Origin of the sequence: Novosphingobium sp. HII-3 (assembly GCF_002916655.1) — a bacterium.
Taxonomy (GTDB): Bacteria; Pseudomonadota; Alphaproteobacteria; order Sphingomonadales; family Sphingomonadaceae; genus Novosphingobium; species Novosphingobium panipatense.
The window spans coordinates 1-23,895 of the sequence record NZ_PPSM01000017.1 but is presented as its reverse complement, the minus strand read 5'-3'; the positions used below and the strand labels follow the sequence as shown (position 1 = coordinate 23,895).

Below are 23,895 nucleotides of genomic sequence, written 5' to 3'. Positions count from 1 at the left end.
AGGGCGATGGCCATACCGTTCCCTCGCAGCGAACCCATCTCCGGCGGGGAGCCGGAAAGCCCGCGCGCCATGCGGAACCGTGTCAACGGCGCCCTTGAGCATGCCTGGCGCAAAGGGTGGTTGCAGCGGCCGGTCCTGGAGCCCGGTGCCCTGCTGGATGCGGCGAGCGGAACAAGCGGCTTGTCCGACTTCGGGGAGGACAACGGCTGGCGTGTGCGGCTGCACCTTCTGTGCGGAGCGCTCCAAGACGAGGCGGATCTCACAGGACTGGGTACGACGGTGGCCTTCGGACAGCTCGTATCCGCGCTCGCCACGCGGCAGCGGGCTGTGGCCCTATGGCAGCGGCATCCGGAGATTGCGGAGCTGCCGATCACCAGCCCCATCATCATCGTGGGGCAGATGCGATCGGGCAGCACGCGCATGCAGCGGCTGCTCGCCTGCGATGAGCGGCTGACATTCACACGCTTCTACGAAAGTTGGAATCCCTTGCCGCGCTGGACGCACCGGGTGCTGGACGACAGGGTGCTGCGTGGCTGGTTCGCGCTCAAGGTAGCGGGCTTCCTCAACCCCAGGTTCAGCGTCATACATCCCACAGGCGCACGGTGCGCGGACGAGGAGATCGGCTTCCACAACATCGCGCTTTTCGGGTCCGCGCTGGAAGCGCAGTGGCGCATTCCCTCCTTCGCGCGGGCCGGCGAACAGGCCGACGCGGAGCCAGTTTACGAGGAGTTCCGCCGCTTCCTGCAGACGGTGCGATGGCTTCGCCGGGAGCGGGGCGACCGGCCGTGGGTCCTGAAGGTGCCTCAGTTCGGGCAGGATCTCGAAGCGGTCCTGAAGGTGTTTCCGGATGCCCGCCTGATCGTTCTACACCGCGATCCGGTCAGCGTCGTCGGTTCGTCCGCGTCGCTGGTGTACAACCAGATGTGCGTCCAGAGCCACGCCGTCGATCGTGCCTGGATCGGGCGGGAGTGGTTGCGCAAGTCGCTCCTGCGGCGCGACCGCACCGCAACTGCGAGGCAACGGTTCGACGGTATCCAGGCGGACGTGCGCTTCGACGCCATGCATGCGGATTGGAGGGGTGAGATGCGGCGCGTCTACGCGGCTCTCGGAATGAATTTCACGCCCGCTGTCGAGAAGGCAATGACGCGTTTCATGAACCGCCGGCAGCACCGCCGGCTCGGTCAGCACCGTTATGACATCACTGATTTCGGCCTCTCGCGAAAGGAGATCGAAGCCGCTTTCGCCATGAGGCCGGGGCCGGCCTCGCGGCTGGTCGGCGCATAGATAAGTTGACTGGGTTGTGTCGTTGGAACCGGATCCACGACCGACCGGTTCCAACGTCGCTGCCACGATCCTGAGGCACCAGCATCGGGACGACGAGCTTTAACCATTATTGGAGACTACAGGCATGGCCGGAAAGATCGGTAAGGACACGGGCGCGCAATCGCATGCGGCCGAATTCGAGACGGCGGTCGGAGAAGGCGGTGAGCTGCATCAGCTCGCCTCAGGTGCCGATGACGTGCTGACGACACAGCAGGGCGTCCCGGTCGCCGACGATCAGAACAGCCTTAAGGTCGGGCCGCTTGGTCCCACGCTGCTGGAAGACTTCCACTTCCGCGAAAAGATCTTTCATTTCGATCACGAGCGCATTCCCGAGCGCGTCGTCCATGCCCGCGGCTTCGGCGTGCATGGCACGTTCACCCTGGACGAGAGCCTCGCCGAGTACACGACGGCCAAGGTACTGACTGAAGTGGGTGAACAGACGCCCATGTTCGTGCGCTTCTCGACCGTTGCCGGAAACAAGGGTTCGTTCGACCTGGCGCGCGACGTCCGCGGGTTCGCGGCCAAGTTCTACACGAAGGAGGGAAACTGGGATATCGTCGCGAACAACATCCCGGTCTTCTTCATCCAGGATGCGATTAAGTTCCCTGACCTCATCCACGCGGCCAAGCAGGAGCCCGATCGCGGCTTCCCACAGGCGCAGACTGCGCACGACAACTTCTGGGACTACATCGGCCTGACCCCGGAATCGATGCACATGGTCATGTGGATCATGTCGGACCGCGCCATCCCGCGCTCGTTCCGCTTCATGGAAGGATTCGGCGTCCACACCTTCCGTCTCATCGATGCGGACGGGAAGGGCACTTACGTCAAGTTCCACTTCAAGCCGAAGCTGGGCCTGCAATCGGTCATGTGGAACGAGGCGCTCAAGATCAACGGTGCGGATCCGGACTTCCACCGCCGCGATCTCTGGGACGCGATTACGATGGGCACACCGCCGGTCTGGGATCTGGGCGTCCAGCTGTTCGACGACGATTTCGCCGACCAGTTCGAGTTCGACATCCTCGATGCGACCAAGATCATCCCGGAAGAACAGATCCCGGTGCGCAAGATCGGCAGCTTCGTGCTGGACCGCGTCGTCGACAACTTCTTCCATGAGACGGAACAGGTCGCCTTCTGCACGCAGAACGTGGTGCCGGGCATCGGCTTCACCAACGACCCGCTGCTTCAGGGCCGGAACTTCTCCTACTTGGACACGCAGCTGAAGCGGCTCGGCAGCCCGAACTTCACGCATCTTCCCATCAACGCCCCGCGCGTACCGGTGCAGAATTTCCAGCAGGACGGGCACATGAACATGCGCAACCCGAAGGGGCGCGTGAACTACGAACCCAACAGCTGGGGCGGACCTCGCGAGTCCCCAACGACCGGCTATCGGCATTTCTCCGCCGAAACCAGCGGTCGCAAGGCGCAGGTACGTTCGGCCAGCTTTGCCGATCATTACAGCCAGGCGCGGCAGTTCTTCATCAGCCAGACTCCGATCGAGCAGAAGCACATCGGCGACGCGCTGGTGTTCGAACTGTCGAAGTGCGAGCGCGTCGACATCCGCCAGCGCATCGTCTCGCATCTGCGCAACATCGATGAGACGCTGGCGACCGTTGTGGCGGACGGCCTCGGCTTGCCGGAGCTGCCACCGTCGTTCCCGGCCGCCGTGCCCCCGCGCACCGACCTGCCGCCCTCGGAAGCCCTGAGCATTGTTAAGCGAGGGCCTGACAGCTTCGCTGGCCGCAAGCTGGGCATTCTCGTCAGCGACGGCGCTTCGGCGGCTATGGTGAAGGCGCTGACCAAGGCGGTCGAAGGGCTTCCGGCGATCTACGAGATCGTCACGCCGAAAATCGGCGGGGCGACGCTGGACGACGGCACCATGGTCGAAGGCAAGCAGAAGATCGATGGCGGGCCTTCCGTGCTGTATGACGCGGTCGCTATCGTCGTGTCAGAGGAAGGCGCGGCAATGCTGGCTGAGGACAAGCCCGCGAAGGATTTTGTGAACGATGCCTTCGCTCACGGCAAGTTCATGGCGTACACGGCGGAGGCCCTGCCATTGCTGGAGCGTGCAGGCATTGCCGCCTCCGATCACGATGCGGGGCTGATCGCCCTGAAGGATGAGGGCGAGGTGAAGGCGTTCCTAGGCACCTGTGCGCAGGTTCGCGTCTGGGATCGCGAACTGCGCGTCGATCTCGACGCTGCCGGCTTCCTCAAGGCGACCGGCGGATGATCGCGGGGCATGCGACGAAGGTGGAAGGTGACGGCCTTCCACCGCTGCCGCCGGCCGAGAGATTGCAGGCCTTGCTGTTCGACGCCGCGCGGCTGGGGCGGGACGACGTGATCCCGGCCTTGCTGGGCGCGGGCGCCGATGTGGAAGGAATGGACGAGCGGGGGCACACCCCGCTCGTTCTCGCCAGCTATCATGGTCACGAGACGACCACCTCGCTGCTGCTGGAATTCGGCGCGGCGGTTGATGGTACCGTTCGCGGCGCAGGCAGCGGAAGTCCGCTGATGGGAGTGGCCTTCAAAGGCTACACCGCCATCGCACGGCTGCTGCTGAAGGCTGGGGCAGATCCGAATTTCCGCAATGGTGCGGGGCAGACGCCGCTGATGATGGCGGCCCTGTTTTCGCGCCGCGACATCATCGACATGTTGGTCGAAGCGGGCGCTGATCCCTTGGCTGTAGACGCCGCCGGCAACGATGCGCCGGCCCTGGCGCTATCCCAGGGCAACAACGAGCTGGCGGAGGAACTGACCGCTCTTCAGCGGGTCAGGGCCGCTGCATGACTACCGGCTGCCCCCACGCTGACCCGGCCGATGCGGGGGGCGAGTTTGCCGAAATTGATCGAGGCAAGGAAACGGGAGCCGGAGGGCGGCTTCGTGCGTTCCTCCGTCATGGAGAGATGCTCAAACAAAAGACCCCTGGCGCTGGTTGTGGCGAGTGCGCGCAATGAGGTTGCCTGGCAACTTGTCGCGCTGAGACAGCGCGGGTACGAAGTCCGGTTTGTCGACAATCCCTGGGATGCCCTGGCCCTCTTCGGCGAGGACATCCCCGAGATTGCCGTCCTTGGTCCGCTACGGCGTACCCCCTGCCTCGACCTGCTGATCGACGATCTGGAGCGGTACGGCGTGCCGGTCACGCGAACCCAGGGGCGCCACGGTCGTCAACGGCGTGAGCATCTTCACATTCAGAGCGGAAGCCGAACCACGGCACGGCACCGTGCCTGAGGACCGCCCCGCGCAACATGCAGCTTAGAGGGATTACAATGTTGGAATTCAAGCCTGTCCGTGGAGACGCGTCGGCCGAGTTCTATTTCTCGGACACATTCCAGCAGTCGTTGGCGCGGTGGAACCGGCAGCGGCTGGAGCCGGGCTTCCCCGGCGATGACTGGCGCGAGAAGCTGGCCGACGACACGAGGATGCAGCTGCTCGAGGGCGAGTTCCTGGAGGATCTGCGCGCGTCCGTGAAGGAGGAGGCCGGTAAGGCCCCGCAGGACGTTGACGGCTTCATCGCCTGGTTCGAAGGGCTGAAGGAGGTGGGGCCGGGGCAGAATGATCCGCTTTTCCCCTGGCTGGCCGAGCACGCATCGCGAGACGAACTTCGATGGTTCTTCGAGCAGGAAGCCGCTGGGGAGGCCGGTTTCGACGACCTTGTCGCAATGACGCAGATCAAGCTGCCCGACCAGGCCAAGCTTGAACTCGCCCGCAATTACTGGGATGAAATGGGCCGCGGCAACGCCAAGGGTATGCACGGCCCGATGCTCCACATTGTCGCGGAAGCGCTTGAGGTGAATCCCGCGATCGAAACAACGGTGGCGGAAAGCCTCGCCCTGGCAAATGCCATGACCGGCATGGCTACGTCGCGGCGTTATGCCTGGCACTCGGTCGGTGCGTTGGGCGTGATCGAATTGACGGCGCCGGGGCGTTCCGCACTCGTCGCCAAGGGGCTTCGCCGCATCGGCCTTTCGGGCCGGGAGCGCCGCTACTTCGATCTCCACGCCGTTCTGGACGTGAAGCACAGTGAGGACTGGAACCGCGAGGCCCTAATTCCGCTGGTGAAGGAAGATCCGCGCCGTGCCATAGCCATCGCCGAGGGCGCGCTGATGCGGCTCGCCTGCGGCCAGCGCTGCTTTGAGCGCTATCGCGCCCATCTCTGGGATGAATCGGCCGTCGCGGTTCCGCTCGCTCCGGCCGCATGAAACCGCCTTCTGCCGACTGGCACCCCGCCACGGCCGTGCGCGGGATGCTGGTCCGCAAGGTACGTGAGATATTCCACGACACCACGAGCGGCGAGGGGCCGGTCGCGCGATCGCCGGAAGCCCTTTTCCCCCCTGACTCCGTCATCTGGCGTGTGCATGGCGATGTGACGACCATGACCGTGGGCGGTGTGTCCGCCTTGCTCCTGCAGATGCTGCACCCGGCAGCGCTGACAGGCGTGTGGGAACACAGCCGCTTCCGGGATGACATGCAGGGTCGACTGCGCCGGACCGCGCGCTTCATCGCCGTGACGACCTATGCCGGCAGGACCGAAGCCGAAGCCGCGATAGCCCGCGTCCGGGATATTCATGAGCGTGTGCGCGGCACACTGGCGGACGGCTCGTCCTATGCGGCGTCCGATCCACGCCTTCTCGCCTGGATTCATGTCTGCGAGGCCACCAGCTTCCTTGATGCGTGGATCGCTTTTGCCGAACCGAGCATGACCATTGCCGATCAGGACCGGTACTTCGCACAGATAGGCACCGTGGCCCGCCGTCTCGGCGCAGAGCCCGTTCCGCAAACGCGGACCGAGGCGAAGCAGCTGCTGGCCTCCTTCCGGCCGGAACTGAGGGCGGATGCGCGCACGCGGGAAGTCGCTCGGCTCATCATGTCGCAACCGGCCCCCTCTCTCGCGATGGCGCCTGCGCAATCTGTGGTGATGCGCGCAGCAGTGACACTCCTGCCGCGATGGGCTCGCAGGATGCACGGCTATCGGAATGGGCTCCTGCCGGATATCGCCGCGCGTTCGGGAGCTTACGCGCTTGCCGAAACCCTGCGCTGGGCGTTCAGGGCCCCTGTTGCCAGCTGAAGTGGCAAGGGCTTGCTCGATCCTGTCAGGAAAATTGGGCCCGGCGTCTTTGGAGGGGGGTGGGGGAAGGGAAGCCGGGCCCTGTAGGTGCTTTTTTGTTGTTTGAGCATTCAACGCGGCGGCTACGAGATCTGTTCCATCGTTTGTAAAAAGTTACAAATCCGAGTTGAGGCGTGTTTCTGAGGACGATTTTCTTTCAGTATTTCAGTGGACCTTCATCGGGGTCTTGAGCGCTTCGCCCCGTCGGATCCGCGCTGCGGCCTGTGCCGCCGGCGTCTGGGGTGCAGGTAATGCCCCGGCAACTCGGCCGAGCGCCCGCACAAGGCTCTGCTCTCCGGCGCGCAAGCCCTTGCCACCCAGTTGTGGCAGGCTTCGCACCGGGTTCGGCGTCATCTCCACGGCGGCACGGATAAGAAGTCGCTGAAGCCACAAGGTGGGCCCGGGCAGCAGCGGTGTGTTGCTCATGATCGAGAGGAACTCGGACAGCACGTCGGAGCCTTCCAGTCGGGGGGCGGTGCTGGCGAGAAGGTCATCCCATTCCTGCCAGGAACGAGGAGCGCCAACCGCGCCGTAAAGGCGCGAAGCTGCCGCTCCCTCGGCAAGCGCAGCGTCTTTCTCAGCGGGCGTGAGCGTGCGAACGTAGCGGTGGTAGGCTTCGATGAACCCGAAGCTGGCGGTGGCCTGAACCCAGTCGAGCAGGCGCGGATCGTTGGCACGATACGGCTGCCCGTCCGGCGTGACGCCGTTCACGCGCTCGTGCATGGCGACTACGCGTCCAATCAGCGCTCGCGCCTGCTCCGCAGGCGCGTAGACGGTCACCATGGCGGCAAAGCCGGTGCGTCGCAGCCGCATGCCCGGGTCCCGTCGGAAGCTGCTGTGATCCCACACGCCAGAGCGAACGGCCGGCTCCGCAAGTTCCAGAAGAACGGCCGATACACCGCCGATGAACAGCGCCACCGGGTTGGAGAAGATTGTCCAGCTTATGCCATCAGAAGGGAAGAGCGCCGGTGCGCCCGCTGGTGCCTTGAAATCCACGTCCATTCCCGGCGGGGGCTGCAGAAGCCGCTGGATGGCAGCAAGCATGATCAGCTGTCCTCCGCATTCAAGGCAACCCGGCAGTCCCGCAGTTCGTAGCCGGTCACCAGCCGGTTCCACCCGACATCCGGTGCCCGCTCAAGCGTCAGCCCAGGAAGCCGCAGAAGGCGCTCCAGGAATATCTCGGCTTCGGCAAGCGCGACGTCGGCGCCGGGGCAGCGATGTTCACCGTCTCCGAATGCCATGCCGGCACCGCCGACCCGCCGCGCGCGGCTACGGTCTGGGTCTATGTGAAACGGGCAAGGCCCCACAGCCTCCGGGTCAGAGTTGGCGGAGCGGATGTCCAGTTCCAGCGCCTCTGCCGAGCCCTCCATCCGGCGGTAGAGAGAACCGACCACAGGTTCAAGGCGCAGGATCTCTTCCAGGATGGCGATGCGCGCCGCGCGTTCGCCTTTCAGGAACCGCGCGCGCAGGGGGGCGTCTTCCAGCAGGTGCCATCCCGCCATTGTGATGAATTCACGCGTGGTGACCATCCCTGCCGCGCCATAAGTAAAGCACTCTACAAGGATGTCGCGGTCCCGGTACCCTTCCGCGATGAGGTGAGAGATGACGTCCTCCTGCGGAGACTTCCTTCTCATGGCGATGGCCGGCTTTACGTCCGCGAGGTGGAAGTGCAGCATGCGGGCCTGGCCCTGCAGGAACGTCATGGCTCGTGCGAGGACGCCGCTGCGAAGGGCTGTGCCGACTGAGAAGAACGCGTCGAGACGCCGGATCATGCCGCTGCGGTCGCTGTTCGAAAGCCCGACGATCGTCGCCGCCACACTGACGGCAAGATCAAGCGCCAGATCGTCTAGCCGGGCGGATCCGCTGTTGCGCAGACCGGCGATGATGCGATCGGCATGGTGCTGGATGTCAGGGCGGTGACGCTCTTCCACCACCCGGGGTGAGAAGAATCGGGCCGTTGCCGCCCGCTGCTGGCGATGGGCATCGCCCGAAAGGAAAAGGATCGGCGGTCTTGTAAGGCCGCCGCGATTTATCAGCTCTGCCTTGAAGCCGGCCTGCTTAGCCTCGGGGTTGCGCAGGACATCGCGCACGCGAGCGTAGCCTTGCACCACCTTGGTATTTTTCAGAAGGCCGGGGGCGACCGTGGAACGCCGCTGATCGGGGGAAAAGGGGCAGGACTCCTGCGCCTGTTCGGTTGCGGTAGCCATGCGCCGCTCCTATTTCTGACAAGTGACTTGTCATATGTAGGGGCGGCGATGACCGATTCAACAATGCCGAAGCGACAGGATGCCCGCGCCGCACGATCACGGGACGCCATGCGCGGCGCTTTGCTGAAGCTCATGGCGGCAGGGCCGTTCGACGCCATCACTGGTTCGCAGATCGCGCAGGCGGCGGGCGTGGGCTATTCGACGTTCTTTCGCCACTATGCGGATGTGCCGGCCGTCCTGTCCGATGTCGTCGCCATGCTGACCGATGAGTTCACCCGCGAAATGATGCCTTTTTGGACAAGCGGCCGACCTGAAGAGGCGGCGCGTGTGCTGATCGCCGCCGTGGAGCAGCGGCGCGAAGCGATCCGGGCGCTGCTGAGTGCTGCGGGCAGTTCGCGTTATGAACTGTCGCGCCAGATCATTGACCGCCTTTCCAGCCAGCCGGACCTGTCTGCTCAAGACGTGCCACACCGGCTCGCCCTGCGCGTCTCCGTCGCGGCCACAATCGAGGTGCTCGACTGGTGGATCTGCGAGGAGCCGGATCGCACCGCGGCGGAAATCGCCGAGTGGCTGCGCAAGGTCGTGCTTGCGCCGCTTGCGGGAGGGGAGATGGGCGACAGCTGAACCGGCTGCGGAGGTCCGTCAGCCAGACGCCGTCGGCTGTCACCCGTTTCATCCGTTCGCCCCTGATTTCCCGGCCGTTGTGAACATTTCGGCGGTCCCGACCGTTAGCGTGGACATCGGCGGCACCCGTATGGATCGATGCCGGCCTTTTTTCCTTCAAGGAGACCGAACCCTGTGACAGAGAACCGACGCTTCCTGCTCGTCCGAAGGCCGAACGGAACACCCGTCCCGGCAGACTTCAGCCTGGTTACCGAACCCGTGCCTGCGCCGCCGCCCGGTGGTGTCGTGATCCGCAATCACTACGCCTCGCTTGATCCGGCGCAGAGGGGATGGATGGACGATGCGGAAAGCTACATGCCTCCCATTCCGCTGGGCGATGCTGTCCGCGCGTCTACGCTTGGAGTCGTGCATGCCTCGGACAACCCCCGCCTCGCGGTCGGCCAGTGGGTCATTGGGCTGGGCGGGCTCGAGGACTACTCCGTCATAGGGCCCGAGGGGTTCGCCGCGCCGGTGGACATTTCGGCCGTGGCTTCCCCCTCCAACTACCTGTCAGTGCTGGGATCGGTCGGAATGACGGCCTACTTCGGCCTGATCGCTGTTGCGAAGCCCGAGGCAGGAGAGACGCTGCTCGTGTCCGGTGCGGCCGGCGCCGTCGGATCGGCGGTCGGGCAGATCGGCAAGCTGCTCGGGTGCCGCGTTATCGGCATCGCGGGTGGTCCGCTGAAGTGCCGGCGGCTGATAGAGCACTACGGCTTCGATGCGGCCATCGATTACAAAGGCAAGGATCACGAGAGCCTTGTGAGCGAGATAACGGCGGCCGCGCCCGACGGCGTGAATATCGTGTTCGAAAACGTCGGCGGGCCGGTGATGGAAGCCGAGGTGTTCACCTTGGCCCATAATGCCCGCATCGTCCTGTGCGGGCTCATTTCCGAATACAATTCGCCTGAAAAGGTCGGCTTGCGCAACCTCTGGCAAATCCTTGCGCGGCGCGCGACCATCCACGGCTTTCTCGTCACCGACTACGCCAGTCAGTTCGGCGAAGGGCGCGCGCAAATGGCGCAATGGCTCGGTCAGGGAAAGCTGCGCGTCGAAGAAGACGTTCAGGAAGGACTCGAGAACGCCTACGAGGCCTTCATGCGTCTCTTCTCCGGCGCGAACACCGGAAAGCTGATCCTCAAGATCGACGGATCACAATAGAGTATCCGAAGCGGCGCCGGCGCCAGATGGTGCCGGCGTTCATGCTTCCTGGAGCGGTGGCTCAGGATGTGGCAAGCTCCGGCATGTGACAGATAGAAAAGAGCGCCTTCTGCCTCACTGCCCGATGCCGGGACTGGAAAGCATAGGGCGCTTCTTCGCCGCTCTGAACCCGAAAGCCTGTGGTGCTATCCAAGGCGCAGGCAGGTTCAGGAGCGAATCTTGGTCACGGTATCGAAGCGTTCGGCGCTCGGGCTGAAACCCATCTCCCAGAGAAGATCGGCGAGCCTCTGCCCGTCTGCCCTTACGCGGTTCACCCAGGCTTCGTGGTCGAGGTGACCGAGCACGGAGCGCTGAAAAAGCCCGGCTTCGCGTGCCGCGTCGCGCAGGAGGCGGGGCGGCAACCGGTCGGCGCGCGGTCTGCCGTCCTCGTCTCGTCGGACCAGTCGCGCACGTTCGATAGCGGGCGCTGACTGGCGCGCCGGTCGAATGTCACGATGGCTGCGCTTGACCGTTTCGATGCTCACTTTTCAGCTCCCGGAAGGCACTGGTGGAATGATTCCCCAATTGCCAAGTTCGTCCTGAGTTCAGAACACCTTGAACGGGAATTGGTTTCTATGCCGGATGCAGTTTCCTCCCTGCCCTGAGAAACGTCTTGCAGGCCGCTAACCGAGGTTAATTTTAGCCGCCTGCAGATGAAAGGGTGGGGAAGGCCCTGCCTATGCCTGTAACGGCAGCGGTATTGCAGAAGCATTTCTCGTTCGGCGGTCCAGGGCGCGCTCCGAAGCGACGAGGCGCGCCTGTCTACTGGCGCAAGCTGTCAGGCACGACGCCGCCGTTCTCCGCCAGCTTGTCCATGACAGCCCGGTGCAGCGCCATGTTCTGCTCGGCGGACCCATCGGCACCGGCGTGCACGCCAAGTTCTTCAGCGAGCTCTTTCCTGGCACCAAGGCTGGAATCGATGTCGAGCAGCTTCAGCAGATCAACGATGGAGGAGCGATAGTTGCCGCCGTGATCCGCCTTCATCGTCGCCATGGCCTCGAGCACGGCGCCTACGTCCACCAGGGGCTTCGCGGCCGGTGCGGAGGGCGCAGGACTGGCCTGCGGTTTCGCTGCCACCGGAGTGTCCCGCGCGGGGCTTGCCGCCGGTGGCGTGCGCGCCGGTTCCGCCGTGGTGGCCGCCTTGGCCCGGTCATGATGAAAGATCTTGCCCATGATGTTACCGAAAATGCTCATCGTGCAATCTCCTGCGTGCCTGCCGGTTCTGCCCACCGGCCACGACCGAAACGCATCAACACGCCGAAAGGGTCGAGGAACGTAACGGGAGTGTCAGCCGTTCAGCCGACGTCCCGAACCACTTGACGCGGAGCGACGAACATGAAGCACCGACTGCTAATCGCAGCCTCTGTTGCGGCTGTAACCCTTGCCGGCTGCAACAGGGAAGCTGATCCGGCAACCGAAACCACCACAAGCGTTGCGGTCGCCGACCCCGCGACCGAGGTTCCGGTCACCCCGACCGAGACACCCGGCCAGGTCTTCGCCAATGTCGCGGCGGCGAGCGACGCCTTCGAAATCGAGACCTCAAAGCTGGCCCAGACAAATGCCGCCTCCGACGAGATCAAGAAGTTCGCCGATCAGATGGTGAAGGCGCACACCGAATCCACGGCCAAGCTGAAGGCCGCCGCGGCTGCCGCCAATCCGCAAATCACGCCGATGCCTCAGATGACGGCCGCGCAGCAGGCGCAGCTCGACGACTTGAAAGGCAAGACCGGCGCAGAATTTGACCGCGCCTACGCCACGGCGCAGGTGACGGCGCATCAGGCGACGCTCGATGCGCTTCAGGGCTATTCGGCCGGAGGAGACGTTCCAGCTCTCAAGGACTTCGCAACCAGCCTCATACCCATTGTAACCGCGCATCTGAACATGGCGAAGGCCCTCTGACGCTGACAGGCGCCGTTTGCGCCAGAGCGGGACGGCGCCTGCACCCATTAAGAAAACGTCTGCAGGCGCGTAGCGGAGGCGCCGGCAGGTCCTTGCGCTTTCAGCGCGTCAGCAGGCAGCGTCAGTTCGGCGCGGTTGCACCGGCTTCCGGCTTCAGCGCCTCGTCAGCTCTGCGTTGCAGGACGTCGGCCCGCTGCCGGGCTTCGTCCCGCAGTTGATCGGCCTGCTGGTCGAGCTTGTCGGCTGCGACCTCGGCCTGCTTCTCGATGTTTCTCGCCTCTGCCTCGAACGCGTCGGAACGGGCTTGGCGGGCGTTGCGCGCAGCCTCGTCCGCCTTGTCCCGCACCTCTCCGGCTTCCTCCGCCGGGCCGGAGCCGTCGTATTCGACACCGGCAGCGCTTGCTCTGGCGCGATCCTTCTCTTCCCCGGCCTGCTCGCGGGGGCCGTCGCAGGCAGTAAGGGAGGCGATGCCTAAGAGCAATGCGATTTGCGCTTTCATGACCGTGCTCCTTCTGAAGCCTCATCAACGCCAGGACGGCAGCGATGTTTCACGGATCTTGCCGCCCCGCAACGAACCGGGCATGGAGAGCGAGCGCTATCCAGCAGGCACCTGTAAGGAGCGGTGTTCATCGCAGATCGCGCAACCGAAGCGCGACTGGTTCGTTCAGGGCGCAGTATCTTGAGTGGGGTGGCTGGCGAAATGCAGGCGGAGGGAAACAAGACGATAGAGGGTCGCTTCGAACTCCTCGTTCAGAGCGTCACTGACTACGCCATCTACATGCTGGACCCCACCGGCATCGTCACCAGCTGGAACGCCGGGGCGGAGCGCTTCAAGGGCTATGCGCCCGAAGAGATCATCGGACAGCACTTCTCCCGCTTTTACGGAGAGGATGACAGGGCGGCGGGTATCCCGGCACGGGCGCTTGCGACCGCCGCGTCTGAGGGGCGCTTCGAAGCCGAGGGCTGGCGCTACCGCAAGGATGGAGCACGGTTCTGGGCGAACGTCGTGATCGATCCCGTGCGCACGCCCGATGGCGAACTGGTCGGCTTTGCGAAGGTCACGCGCGATCTGAGCGCCAGGCGCGAGGCTGAAGAGCGCCTGCGTCGCAGCGAGGAGCGATTCCGGCTTCTTGTGCAGAGCGTCAAGGATTACGCCATCTACATGCTGGATCTGGATGGTCACGTGACCAGCTGGAATGCCGGCGCGGAGCGTTTCAAGGGCTATCGCGCCGAGGAGATCATTGGGCAGCATTTCTCCCGCTTCTACCTGGAAGAGGATCGGGAGGCGGGCACACCGGAGCGAGCCTTGCGCACGGCGCGCGAGAACTGCCGCTTCGAGGCAGAAGGCTGGCGGGTGCGCAAGGACGGCTCACGCTTCTGGGCCAGCGTCGTCATCGAAGCGGTTCGCGGCGATGCGGGGAACCTGATCGGCTTCGCCAAGATTACGCGCGACCTGAGTGAGCGCAAGCGTTCGGAAGAGGCTCTCGAACAGGCGCAGCGGGCGTTCTTTCAGTCCCAGAAGATGGAGGCTATCGGGCAGCTCACGGGTGGCGTGGCGCATGACTTCAACAATCTCCTTGCCGCGATCATGGGCAGCGCCGATCTGGCCAAGCGCAACCTTGCGCAGGGCAAGGACATCACCCGTTTCCTCGACAACGTCATCGAAGCGGCGCAACGCGGCGCAACCCTGACGCAGCGCATGCTCTCATTCGCGCGCAAGCAGGAGCTGAAGCTGGAAGCGGTGGATCTCACGCAGCTGGTGCGCGGCATGGCAGAGCTTCTGGAGCGCACGATCGGCACGGGAATCGCAATCGACACGCAGTTCCCGCTGATACTGAAGCGCGTTTATGCGGATCCCGCGCAGCTGGAACTGGCACTCCTGAACCTGGCGGTGAACGCCCGCGATGCCATGCCCGAGGGGGGCCGTATCCTGATTTCGGCGCAAGCCGCGACGGCAGGGCCGAACAGTGGCCTCGTTGCCGGCGAATATGTGTGCCTGTCCGTTGCGGACGAAGGCAGCGGCATGGATGAAGAAACTCTCGCGAAAGCCTCGGAGCCCTTCTTCACCACCAAGGGTATAGGCAAGGGAACAGGCCTTGGTCTTTCCATGGTCGTGGGCATGGCCGGCCAGTTCGGCGGGAAGACGGAGCTGAAGAGCAAGGCAGGGGAGGGCACCACCGTCACCCTGTGGCTTCCGGTGGCGGGTGACGAGGCACCGCGAGCGCCTGCATCCACGCCAAGCCATGTCCCCGCGGCGCGGCGTGAGCGGTCGCTGACCATCCTTGCCGTGGACGACGACGACATCGTGCTGGTCAATACGGCGGCGATGCTCTCGGATCTGGGGCACACGGTCCACAAAGCTTCATCGGGACGCGAAGCCCTGCGTCTCCTCGCCCGGGAACGCATCGATCTTCTGATCACTGACTACGCCATGCCCGATATGAACGGATCAGAGCTGGCGGAGGCGGTGCAGGCCGGGTGGCGTGACGTGCCGATACTCGTGATTTCCGGCTATGCGGAGCTGCCGGTCGGCCTGAAGTTGCGGTTCCGGCGCCTTTCGAAGCCCTTCGTTCAAGAGGAACTCGAAGGGGCCATCGCCGAGGTCGTGCCGGACCAGACCGCGACGGTACTGCCCTTTCGCAGTCTTTCCTGACAGCCAGGAGCGGCAATGGCGGGTCGAGCCTACGGCGTCATTTCCCACCCCAGGAGGAGAGCGTTGTTTGAGGGCACCCAGGTTTCCAGACGACCATCCACGATCTTGAAGTCGAGAGCTTCCCGGTTCGCCGTCCACAGCTTGGGGCGAAGCCGCTCCGGTTTTCCGTCGAGCGGCAGGAGCGCCAGGCGGGCTGGCGTCGTCTCATGCCCGTCGATGCGCAGGTTCAGCGTGGAACTGTCCAGCCGGTGTATTGCGCGCACGAAGCTGTCGCAGAACAACAGGAACGGTGCATCGTCGATCCGGTGGAAGGAGCGGGTGGCGTAAACAATCGCCGCGCCGGAGCCGTAGATCTCCTGGCCCACTTGGCCCGCCTTCTGACCGTCGGGGTAAAGATCTTCGACAGGGTAGTTCAGCGAGCGGTCTATATGCCCGTTCCGGTTCTCTGTCGCCAGCGCTTCCTCAGGCAACGCATCAGGATAGTAGTACCATCCCCTGTCGAGCGCATGGCGGCAGAACTCGTTCACGAGCAGCTTCACACCGGGAATGATATCGACTCCCATGTAATCCAGGTAACGCTCGAACGCCGCGTAGCTGTCGAAGCACTCGTACGCTGCCATGTACGGAGCATCCTGAAGGCACGTGACACCGAGGAAGTTGGTCCAGTGGCGCGACAGGCCGATCTCGCTCTTCCAGATCTGACTGTTGTGGAAGAAGCTGGCGAGGTAGACGTAACTTTGCTGGAGGTATTCGGCGCGATTGATGATCCGCCACAAGCGGATGCAGGCCGCGGCGCCCCAGGCCGTCAGGTTGGCCTGATAGTTCAGGTCGAAGCGCATCCCGCGTGCGGCATCGATCGCCTTCATGGCTTCTGTCAGGAAGCGTTCGTCATGAGACATCTCGAACGCCTGCAGCATGACCCACGCATAAATGCCGCCAACGTCCGTTTGGCCCCTGTCATCGGCTTCGGCAACGTCCGTGATGACTCTGAAATCCGTGACATCGTACATGATCGGCCACTTGTACCGGAAATGCTGCGCGGCCTTGATGCCGTAGTCGATGGAATCGAAGAAAAGCCGCCGCGCCGCCCTGTCTCCAGCAAGAGCAAGATTGCCGAGGTTCAGCAGGGGGTGGTAAAGGTACCAGCTGTCCACCGCATTGGCGTTCTTGTCGGCCCCGACGTTCGGCAGATAACGTCTGAGCGCCTTCAGCTCCGGATCATAGAACTTGCGCAGGCCCGAGACGATTTCACCCACCAGCGGATGTTCTTGGCCCGACCATCTTCCCCAGTCGCGCATCGCGGCAGCCAGAGAAAGCTGAACCATCGAGTCCGGGTATTCGCTCGCGGTGTAGGGATGGAAGTAGGTATGGCCGTAGTGCCGGATGCGGGTCTTTGGTCCCTTGGCAAGGTCCTGGATTGTATTCTCGGCACGCAGGATCCAGTCGTGGAAGGCGGGTTCCGGCGGGTTAAGGGAATGGTAGAGGCCGCCCAACATGTCGAGAAACTGCCAGGCTGAGTCCGTCTCCCCGTTTTGAGGGTAGCCGCGGATCGCGAGAAGAGTGTCGTAGAGCGTCAGCTCCTGCCCCGCTGCCAGCACCGCCTTGCCGGTTTCGGGATTGCGCGGCAGCTGATACCCAAGTTCGGGCCAGTCGCCGCCGACCGCACTTTCCGGCTTGCTGCCGGTGGCGTTGAAGTAGTCGTTCAGTGCGGTGAGGTTCTGCAGATAAAGAACCTTGCCAAGCGCCGGGCGCTCCAGAGAGAAATAAAGCAGGCCGGTGTTCATCTTGCGCTGGCGCGCCGCGACGAGGCCCTTAGTCCCGGTCGCGTCGCCCGAAGCGTCGAACGGCACGAGGTCACGGGGGACCCACTCGATCGCAAGATCGCGAGAGGGCGTGAACTGAAGTGTCGCGCGCAGCTGCTCCAGTCCGAAAGGCTCACCGGTCACGACAAGGCGCGCTTTGCCAAGGCTGCCGGTGCACTCCACCGCCGCCAGCGCATCGCCATTTTTCAGGAGCCGGCATTTCGCATCCTGGCTGAACACCGGCATGCGCAAGGCCAGGCCACCTTCCGTGCCCCTGCGGATGATAAGCCAGAGCGTGTCGCCCGCGAGCCGAACCTCCAGCTCCAGATTGCCTTGTCGTGCCTTCGCCAGCGGCTCGGATGTGTCCGTCAGTACCTTGCTCGCGAAAGCGGTTTCGGGAGCGATCGCCTGCACGGTTCGTGTGGCCATGCGATGTTTCTCCTGCGGATTTGTGCGCAGGAGAAACGCCGGTTTTTCAGATCAGTTGCTCATCGGCGCCACCGGCTTCGTGCATGTAAGCGACATAGGTTTCGGGCAGCGAAACTTTCTGCTCGCCAGCCTCGTTCAGCGGCCATGACACAGCAAAAGACGCCCCACGAGCCGATCGCAGGCAAGAGGATTCTCGTCACTGGCGGCACCACCGGTATTGGCCGCGCCATCGTTCTCAGCCTGGCGGAGCAAGGTGCGAAAGTGCTGACCTTCGGCCGCGACGAGGCGCCGCTGAAAGAGGTGCTTCGAGAAGCGAACCTTCCGGAAACCTGCGGCCTCACAGCGGACGCTGGCAAGGCAGAGGACATCGAGAAGGTGTTCGCGGCGGTGGACGCACAGCTTGGCGGCATCGATGTCCTCGTCGCTTGCGCGGCGCTCGGAGCCCAGGCCTTGCATGAAATGGCCGATGAGGACTGGCGCTATGTCGTGGACACCAACCTCAGCGGCTATCTCGGCTGCACCCGCGCGGCACTGAAGCGGATGCTGAGGCAGGAAAGCGGGCTGATCATCCTGATAAGCTCGATCAGCGTGGAAATCATGGCCGCGGGCGAGAGCGTGTACGCTGCGACCAAAGGCGGCATCAATCATTTTGCTCTGACCCTGCGCAAGGAAGTCGCCGACAAGGGCGTGCGGGTCACCGTGATCGAGCCGGGATCCGTTGGCAGCGACATGCAGATGTGCAGTGCGGAAGAGCAGAGGGAGGCGATCAGCCGGTCCGAGATGCTGTTCGCCGAGGAAATCGCGGAGGCTGTTTCATTCGTCATGACCCGCGCCAGTCGATGCGACATCCCGATGCTGCGCATCGAGCCGCTGCGTCAGAAAACCGCCTGATCCGCCCTTCCTCCGGTTGACGCCGGGCGGCCGCTCACTCGGCCTGCGAGTATGGCCTTGTCCCTGATGGAGAACTATTTGGCCGTGTAGATGTTTTCGCTCTCGTTCACTTGGCTACCCGAGGTGATCCCGTGAGCTTGGCCCCGCAGCCTCATCTTACTGACGACGAACGGGAACGTGGCCTGCGATTGCTGGTCTTCGAGGCGGCGTTCTCCAGTAGCACGGGCGCGCTGACGAGCGGCGTCGTGCTCACCGCCTTCGCCCTTCATTTGGGCGCAAGCAACCTGTGGGTCGGCGTGCTGGCCAGCGCACCATTCATCACTCAGCTGCTCCAAATTCCCGCAATCGCCGTGGTGGAACGACTTCGCGCCCGCAAGCGTATCGCGGTCCTGACCAGCGTCGTGGGGCGCGCAATGCTGCTGGTGATGGCCGCCACGGCCTTCTTCACGGGCACCTTGCCGCTTCTCATCTTTCTTGCCGCGCAGTACGTCCTGTGCGGCCTCAGTGCGTTCGGCGGCTGCGCATGGAACGCCTGGATGCGCGACCTGGCGCCTGAGAACCGGCTTGGAAGTGTGTTCGCCCGGCGGACCGCCTGGACGGCCGGCATCACCCTGATCGCCGGCCTGGCCGCTGCCTACATCCTGGAGCGCACGGCCGCCGGCTCATCGGGCCGAAGTCTCGCCTTCGCCGCGATGTTCATCGTAGGGTGCACGATGGGCATGGTGAGCGCCGCCATCGTCGCCCGCATGCCGGAGCCGCTGATGGCCCCTGCCGGTGGACGGATACCGTTGCTGCGCCTCCTTCGCGCGCCTCTTACCGACCTCAACTTCCGGAGGCTGCTGGCCTTCGTCGTCAGTTGGCAGGTCGCGGTGAACCTGGCGACGCCCTTCTTCACCGTCTTCATCGTTCAGCAGCTCGGCTTCGATGTAAGCATGGTGATGGTGCTGAGTGCGATAAGCCAGTTGGCGAACCTGTTGGCGTTGCGCTTCTGGGGCACGCTCACGGACAGGTTCTCGAACAAGACCGTGCTCATGGTGTCCGCACCGGCGTACATCCTGGGGATCGTTGCGATGATCGGTGCGTCGCAGTCCGGTAACGCAACCTTCGTGATTGGATGGCTCGGTTTCCTGCACGTGCTGATGGGCGCGTCAGTCGCGGGCGTCACGCTTGCCTCCACCGCGATCGCCCTCAAGCTTTCGCCCAAGGGCGAGGCCACGGCCTATGTCGCGACGAACGCCGTCGCGATCGCTCTGGCCGCCGGGCTGGCGCCCATCCTTGGCGGGTTGCTGGCCGATTTCTTTTCGGCTCGGAAGCTGGAACTGCTGCTGAGCTGGACAAGCCCTGCCGGAACGGTGTCCTTTCCGCTGCGGCTTAGCCATTGGGATTTCTACTTTCTTCTGGCAGGTGTCCTGGGGCTTTATGCGGTTCACCGTCTCTCGCTGGTGGCGGAAGAGGGCGAGATCGAGCGGCGGGAGATGGTCGAGCAGGTCGTGGGCCGCACCCTGCGCGCCATTCGCAACAGCTCCAGTGTGGCGGGCCTGAGGGTCATTACCGAACTTCCGCCCTCGCTCGTACGCGACGCACGCGTGCGGCTGCGGCTGACCCGGATGCGCAAGCGCAAGGCGCTGAGAGCGGCACTCCGATGAGTGGCGAGCCGCAAGCGCTGGAGAGGAGGCGCCCCCCGGAAAGATCCTGCCGGTGCATCCCGCAAGGCCGGTGGAGATATCGCTGACCGTTCCGTCATCCGCAGCGGCGAAACGGAGCACTGTTGACGCCGGGGCGTTCACCGGATCAGTAATGCCTGTCCGGCTGACGCCTAGGGAGAGATGAGATGACGGCACCGCGCGAAAGCAAGACGGCGATCGGGGCGCACCGTCTGCATCCCGATACGCTGATGCTGAACTACGGTTATGACCCCTTTCTCTCGGAAGGCGCGGTGAAGCCGCCCGTCTTCCTGACGTCGACCTTCGTATTCCCCACGGCGGAAGAGGGGCGCGACTTCTTCGACTATGTGGCCGGTCGCAAGGAACCGCCGCCGGGGCAGGGGCGGGGGCTGGTCTATTCACGGTTCAACCATCCCAACAGCGAAATCGTCGAAGATCGGCTGGCAGTGTTCGAAGGCGCGGAAGCCGGCGTGGTATTCTCCTCCGGCATGGCGGCGATCACGACGACGGTGCTCGCCTTCGCCCGCCCCGGAGATACGATCCTGCACTCCCAGCCGCTCTACGGCGGAACGGAAACGCTGCTGACCCGCACGCTGGCGAACCTCGGGATGAGCGCCGTCGGCTTCGCGGACGGTTTGGACGAAGCCGCCGTCGAAGACGCGGCAGAGCGGGCGATGGAGGCCGGGCGGCTTTCGATCGTACTGATCGAAACGCCGGCCAATCCCACCAACAGCCTTGTCGACATCGCGCTGATGAAGCGGATCTGTGACGCCATAGGCGTCCGGCAGGGCCACCGCCCGCTCCTCGTTTGCGACAACACCTTGCTAGGCCCCGTGTTTCAGCGCCCCCTGGAAAGAGGCGCGGATATATCGGTATACTCCTTGACCAAGTATGTCGGGGGCCATTCGGATCTGGTTGCAGGGGCTGCCTTGGGTTCGGCGAAGCTGATGAGGGAGGTGCGCCTCCTGCGCAGCGCCATCGGGACGCAGCTTGACGCGCACAGCTGCTGGATGTTGAGTCGTTCGCTCGAGACGCTTGGCCTGCGCATGGATAGGGCCAATGCCAATGCGCTGCGCGCCGCCACGTTCCTGCGGGACCACCCCAAGGTCCAACAGGTCGCCTTTCCCGCCTTCTACCCCGCAGGTTCAAGGTCCGCCGAGGTCGTCGCGGCGCAAACCAGCGGCGCAGGATCGACATTCGCTTTCGATATCGCAGGTGGTCAGCCGGCGGCGTTCCGCTTCCTCAACGCGCTGCAGATCTTCAAGCTGGCGGTGAGCCTCGGTGGCACGGAGTCACTGGCGAGCCATCCGGCCACGACTACTCACTCCGGAGTTCCGGCCGACATACGCGAGCGGATCGGCGTCCTTCAGTCGACCGTGCGGCTTTCCATCGGCATCGAACATCCCGAAGATATCATCGCCGACCTGGAGCAGGCCCTGGCAGCCGCCTGAGCGTTCATGGCCCCTGCGCAGGATGCAGGAGAGGGTCCCCTCTACGGGAAGAACAGAGGCGGTTGCTCTGGCGTCCAGGGCCGGGGTCGGATCATCACGGCTCTGAAAAGCTCGCTCGCGAGGAAGTCGGCCAGCCAGCCCTGCAGACGGGGCAACTTCTGTTCCTCGAACCAGAGCGGCGCCACGGCCGCGAACTGCCTGACGAAGGGCGCGACAGCCGCGTCCACCATACCGCGGCCTTTCCCGGCAAGGTGGGGCGACATGGTTAGGCGGTCCTCCACTTGGCGCAGGAAGTTCATGGCATGCTCCCGGTGGATCAGCGGGTCCGAGCCATGGCGTTCCGGATACTTGTAGCGATCGAGATGATGCTTGAACGGGCCGTCATTGCCGGCGATCAGATCGGGATCGTCATTCGCCAGCCACGCTTCCGGATCGTTTCGCGACAGAGCGTAGCGCATAATATCGAGGCTCTCGTCGATCACCTCTCCCCCGGGCAGGACAAGCACCGGTACCGTACCCTTCGGCGAAGCCTCCAGCATGGCAGACGGCTTCGCAGCGAGCTTCACCTCGCGCAGCTCGCACCGTGTTTCGCTGACGGCCAGGGCGAGTCTTGCGCGCATCGCGTAGGGGCAGCGACGAAAACTGTAGAGAATGGGCACAGACATCCGTTCAGGTTGATCGCGCTGCTATCAACTGATAGGCGGCGCCCATCAGTCGATCCACCTCAGGCGCGCTCAGCACCCGGTGAGGCTCATACGTGAGACCAAGCCGCGCGGTCCGGCGCCACTGATCGGCATAGACGGCCTTGTCTGGCCCGAAGACGGACAGAACATGGCGAGAAAGTTCGGCCGGGCCGTCGGCTGAATAGGCCAGCCGGAAAATGGCGGGGTCCACAATGTGCGCACCGATCATGATCCATGCGTGCCCCCGTCGGTCTTCTTCGAGAGCAGAGTACTCCGCTGTTCCGGCCGGAAAGTCCAGCACCGGAGTGCCGTCTACGCGGAGGGTTCCTGCAACCACGTGGACAGGCGCATCGAGGCTGCGATCGAGCTGCACGGCAAGAGCGGCGCACAGGGGAGCGAACGTACCCGGCCCTGTGGGGAAGACTTTCAGAAGATCGGCCGCGCAGCGGGCAATCCGGGCCTGATCCGCTTCGCTCCATACATAGGCCTTGAAGGCCTTGGCAGCAGGCCACCCATGGGCGGCGGCGACTTTTTGCCCCAGGCGGCTGAGGTCTTTGGCATTCGGCATCATGGTCTCGACAGCATCGGCACGGTGCGTGCCCGGAAGGAGGCTGGCCGATAGCAAAGGCGGGCGTTCGGCGCGAGCGATCGCTACCGGTCGAGGCCTGCATGCGCCAGCCTGTTGGGCAGGCGACAGCCGAATGTCCGCCTCGCACGTTGTAGCGTCATATGCGCAGAGAAGGAGACGCACCAATGGCTGACCTGAGCCGGATCAAGGAGCATATGGAAATCATAGGCGCGGATGGCGTGCACATCGGCACTGTGGACAAGGTCGATGGCGATCGCATCAAGATGACCAAGGCGGACAGCGGCTCGCATGGTGACCACCATCACTACGTTTCGGGCGGACTGGTCGCCGAAGTGGAGGGCAATCAGGTCCGGCTCTCTGCAAACGGGGATGTCGCCATCCTGTTCGAAGAAGAGGAGGGCGGTCGGCCCATCACGGACACGAACTAGGACGCATAAGGGAGCGAGTTGATGCTCGAGCACATTCCGGCCTGGCTTGGCTCGCTCCTGCGCAACGTGCGGGCTGGCCATTCCAAACTTGCGATCGTCGAGCGGAGCCAGGGCTTGGCGAACGCCATCGATCTGTCCAGCCCGGCGTTCGCCAATGGTGCCCGGCTTCCCGCCCGGTTCACGGCGGACGGGGAAGGGATATCGCCTCCTCTTACCTGGTCACAGGTCCCGGCAGGAGCAGTAAGCCTTGCCCTGATCGTCGAAGATCCAGACGCGCCGATGCCGCATCCGCTCGTACATGCACTGTCGTGGGATCTGCCGGCGAGCATGAACTCCCTTCCTGAGGGAGCCTTGCAGCCGTCGCTCGACCGGCCCGCTGCCTATCATATAGGCCGGAACAGCTATCTGACGTCAGGCTGGCTTCCGCCCGATCCGCCCAGCGGACATGGCACTCACGACTACGTGTTCCAGCTCTTCGCCTTGTCGGAACCGCTGGGTCTCGAAGAAGGAGCCGGACGCGCCGATTTCCTGGAAGCGCTCTCCGGCCGCGTGATGGCAGCTGGCATGCACGTCGGCACGTATTCGCGTGAGGAGCCGTCAACCACGTTCTCTGGAGCGGAGAGCGCGGCAATTCCTCAGACCTAGCCGAGTTCGACCGGATCTGAGCGTAGAGCTGGCTTGCACTCAGATCCGCTCTTGAAGGTCTGAAGGGTCTGCCCATATGGATGCCTGGAAGAGGCGCATCGTGGCCACCGGGTTCTGTTGAAAACATTTTTGAAATTAGTGTTTGACCGAATCGCGGGGTCACCTTAGAGGGCGCTTCACCGCAGCGGACCACACGGTTTTGCAGCGGTCGCCAAGAGAGACGGACAGCTGGTTTCCCCCGGTCGCAAGAAAGGGGGAGCGATGGTT

General features: G+C 64.0%; 24 protein-coding genes. 16 read left to right on the top strand and 8 right to left on the bottom strand.

Going from position 1 to position 23,895, the window contains the following annotated elements; all coding sequences use genetic code 11:
* Positions 1–6 precede the first annotated feature (6 nt).
* The 6 genes from C2R25_RS08165 to C2R25_RS08140 all read left to right on the top strand — a co-directional run bounded on the left by C2R25_RS08165 (position 7) and on the right by C2R25_RS08140 (position 6,388).
* A complete protein-coding gene (locus C2R25_RS08165; protein WP_103728758.1) occupies positions 7–1,284 on the top strand; it encodes a sulfotransferase in 1,278 nt (425 codons plus the stop codon).
* Positions 1,285–1,408: 124 nt separating this feature from the next.
* Positions 1,409–3,553 (top strand): catalase, encoded by a 2,145-nt coding sequence (locus C2R25_RS08160; RefSeq protein WP_103728757.1) that lies wholly within the window; start codon positions 1,409–1,411, stop codon positions 3,551–3,553.
* The gene (locus C2R25_RS08155; RefSeq protein WP_199183797.1) at positions 3,550–4,110 is read left to right on the top strand and encodes an ankyrin repeat domain-containing protein; all 561 of its coding nucleotides are present in this window, start codon (positions 3,550–3,552) and stop codon (positions 4,108–4,110) included. The genes C2R25_RS08160 and C2R25_RS08155 overlap by 4 nt, the downstream gene beginning before the upstream one ends.
* A gap of 147 nt (positions 4,111–4,257) precedes the next feature.
* Complete coding sequence (locus C2R25_RS08150; protein WP_103728756.1) at positions 4,258–4,551, top strand: hypothetical protein; 294 nt, start codon at positions 4,258–4,260, stop codon at positions 4,549–4,551.
* Positions 4,552–4,589: 38 nt separating this feature from the next.
* On the top strand, positions 4,590–5,522 hold the full coding sequence (locus C2R25_RS08145; RefSeq protein WP_103728755.1) for an iron-containing redox enzyme family protein: 933 nt from the start codon (positions 4,590–4,592) through the stop codon (positions 5,520–5,522).
* Positions 5,519–6,388, top strand: coding sequence for an oxygenase MpaB family protein (locus C2R25_RS08140; protein ID WP_103728754.1), 870 nt, complete (start codon positions 5,519–5,521; stop codon positions 6,386–6,388). The genes C2R25_RS08145 and C2R25_RS08140 overlap by 4 nt, the downstream gene beginning before the upstream one ends.
* A 204-nt stretch (positions 6,389–6,592) precedes the next feature.
* Here C2R25_RS08140 and C2R25_RS08135 read toward each other — a convergent pair whose 3' ends face one another.
* Together C2R25_RS08135 and C2R25_RS08130 are read right to left on the bottom strand one after the other, a co-directional pair.
* Positions 6,593–7,471 carry an oxygenase MpaB family protein gene (locus tag C2R25_RS08135; protein WP_103728753.1) on the bottom strand — a complete coding sequence of 293 codons (879 nt, stop codon included), beginning with the start codon at positions 7,469–7,471 and terminating at the stop codon, positions 6,593–6,595.
* A 2-nt stretch (positions 7,472–7,473) separates the two neighbouring features.
* A complete protein-coding gene (locus C2R25_RS08130; protein WP_199183796.1) occupies positions 7,474–8,634 on the bottom strand; it encodes a cytochrome P450 in 1,161 nt (386 codons plus the stop codon).
* Positions 8,635–8,682: 48 nt separating this feature from the next.
* On the opposite strand from C2R25_RS08130, the gene C2R25_RS08125 reads away from it, so the two are divergent.
* Entirely contained in the window at positions 8,683–9,258 is a 576-nt protein-coding gene (locus tag C2R25_RS08125; protein ID WP_146049629.1) for a TetR/AcrR family transcriptional regulator, read from the top strand.
* 174 nt (positions 9,259–9,432) lie between these two features.
* The gene (locus C2R25_RS08120) at positions 9,433–10,455 is read left to right on the top strand and encodes an NADP-dependent oxidoreductase (RefSeq protein ID WP_103728751.1); all 1,023 of its coding nucleotides are present in this window, start codon (positions 9,433–9,435) and stop codon (positions 10,453–10,455) included.
* A 206-nt stretch (positions 10,456–10,661) separates the two neighbouring features.
* On the opposite strand, the gene C2R25_RS08115 is transcribed toward C2R25_RS08120, so the two are convergent.
* A complete protein-coding gene (locus C2R25_RS08115; protein WP_103728750.1) occupies positions 10,662–10,979 on the bottom strand; it encodes a hypothetical protein in 318 nt (105 codons plus the stop codon).
* A gap of 277 nt (positions 10,980–11,256) precedes the next feature.
* On the bottom strand, positions 11,257–11,688 hold the full coding sequence (locus tag C2R25_RS08110) for a DUF3597 domain-containing protein (protein ID WP_103728749.1): 432 nt from the start codon (positions 11,686–11,688) through the stop codon (positions 11,257–11,259).
* A 141-nt stretch (positions 11,689–11,829) separates the two neighbouring features.
* On the opposite strand from C2R25_RS08110, the gene C2R25_RS08105 reads away from it, so the two are divergent.
* Positions 11,830–12,393, top strand: coding sequence for a DUF4142 domain-containing protein (locus tag C2R25_RS08105; protein ID WP_103728748.1), 564 nt, complete (start codon positions 11,830–11,832; stop codon positions 12,391–12,393).
* Positions 12,394–12,514: 121 nt separating this feature from the next.
* On the opposite strand, the gene C2R25_RS08100 is transcribed toward C2R25_RS08105, so the two are convergent.
* Positions 12,515–12,892, bottom strand: coding sequence for a hypothetical protein (locus C2R25_RS08100; RefSeq protein ID WP_103728747.1), 378 nt, complete (start codon positions 12,890–12,892; stop codon positions 12,515–12,517).
* Here C2R25_RS08100 and C2R25_RS20375 point away from each other — a divergent pair.
* Positions 12,891–13,076, top strand: coding sequence for a hypothetical protein (locus tag C2R25_RS20375; RefSeq protein ID WP_103728746.1), 186 nt, complete (start codon positions 12,891–12,893; stop codon positions 13,074–13,076). The genes C2R25_RS08100 and C2R25_RS20375 overlap by 2 nt on opposite strands.
* A gap of 17 nt (positions 13,077–13,093) precedes the next feature.
* Positions 13,094–15,046, top strand: coding sequence for a PAS domain-containing sensor histidine kinase (locus C2R25_RS08090; RefSeq protein ID WP_103728745.1), 1,953 nt, complete (start codon positions 13,094–13,096; stop codon positions 15,044–15,046).
* Between the two features lie 29 nt (positions 15,047–15,075).
* Here C2R25_RS08090 and C2R25_RS08085 read toward each other — a convergent pair whose 3' ends face one another.
* On the bottom strand, positions 15,076–17,277 hold the full coding sequence (locus C2R25_RS08085; RefSeq protein WP_103728744.1) for a hypothetical protein: 2,202 nt from the start codon (positions 17,275–17,277) through the stop codon (positions 15,076–15,078).
* Positions 17,278–17,280: 3 nt separating this feature from the next.
* On the opposite strand from C2R25_RS08085, the gene C2R25_RS08080 reads away from it, so the two are divergent.
* The 3 genes from C2R25_RS08080 (at position 17,281) to C2R25_RS08070 (ending at position 21,283) form a co-directional block, all read left to right on the top strand.
* Positions 17,281–18,168, top strand: coding sequence for an SDR family oxidoreductase (locus C2R25_RS08080; protein WP_233203834.1), 888 nt, complete (start codon positions 17,281–17,283; stop codon positions 18,166–18,168).
* Positions 18,169–18,299: 131 nt separating this feature from the next.
* Entirely contained in the window at positions 18,300–19,814 is a 1,515-nt protein-coding gene (locus tag C2R25_RS08075) for an MFS transporter (RefSeq protein WP_158250628.1), read from the top strand.
* Positions 19,815–19,999: 185 nt separating this feature from the next.
* A complete protein-coding gene (locus C2R25_RS08070) occupies positions 20,000–21,283 on the top strand; it encodes a cystathionine gamma-synthase family protein (RefSeq protein WP_103728741.1) in 1,284 nt (427 codons plus the stop codon).
* Between the two features lie 41 nt (positions 21,284–21,324).
* Here C2R25_RS08070 and C2R25_RS08065 read toward each other — a convergent pair whose 3' ends face one another.
* Positions 21,325–21,948: a glutathione S-transferase gene (locus C2R25_RS08065; protein WP_103728740.1), complete on the bottom strand. Its 624-nt coding sequence runs from the start codon at positions 21,946–21,948 to the stop codon at positions 21,325–21,327.
* Between the two features lie 4 nt (positions 21,949–21,952).
* Positions 21,953–22,534 (bottom strand): hypothetical protein, encoded by a 582-nt coding sequence (locus tag C2R25_RS08060; protein ID WP_103728776.1) that lies wholly within the window; start codon positions 22,532–22,534, stop codon positions 21,953–21,955.
* A 185-nt stretch (positions 22,535–22,719) separates the two neighbouring features.
* On the opposite strand from C2R25_RS08060, the gene C2R25_RS08055 reads away from it, so the two are divergent.
* Positions 22,720–22,983: a DUF2171 domain-containing protein gene (locus tag C2R25_RS08055; protein WP_103728739.1), complete on the top strand. Its 264-nt coding sequence runs from the start codon at positions 22,720–22,722 to the stop codon at positions 22,981–22,983.
* A 21-nt stretch (positions 22,984–23,004) separates the two neighbouring features.
* Complete coding sequence (locus tag C2R25_RS08050) at positions 23,005–23,628, top strand: YbhB/YbcL family Raf kinase inhibitor-like protein (RefSeq protein WP_103728738.1); 624 nt, start codon at positions 23,005–23,007, stop codon at positions 23,626–23,628.
* Positions 23,629–23,895: the final 267 nt, after the last annotated feature.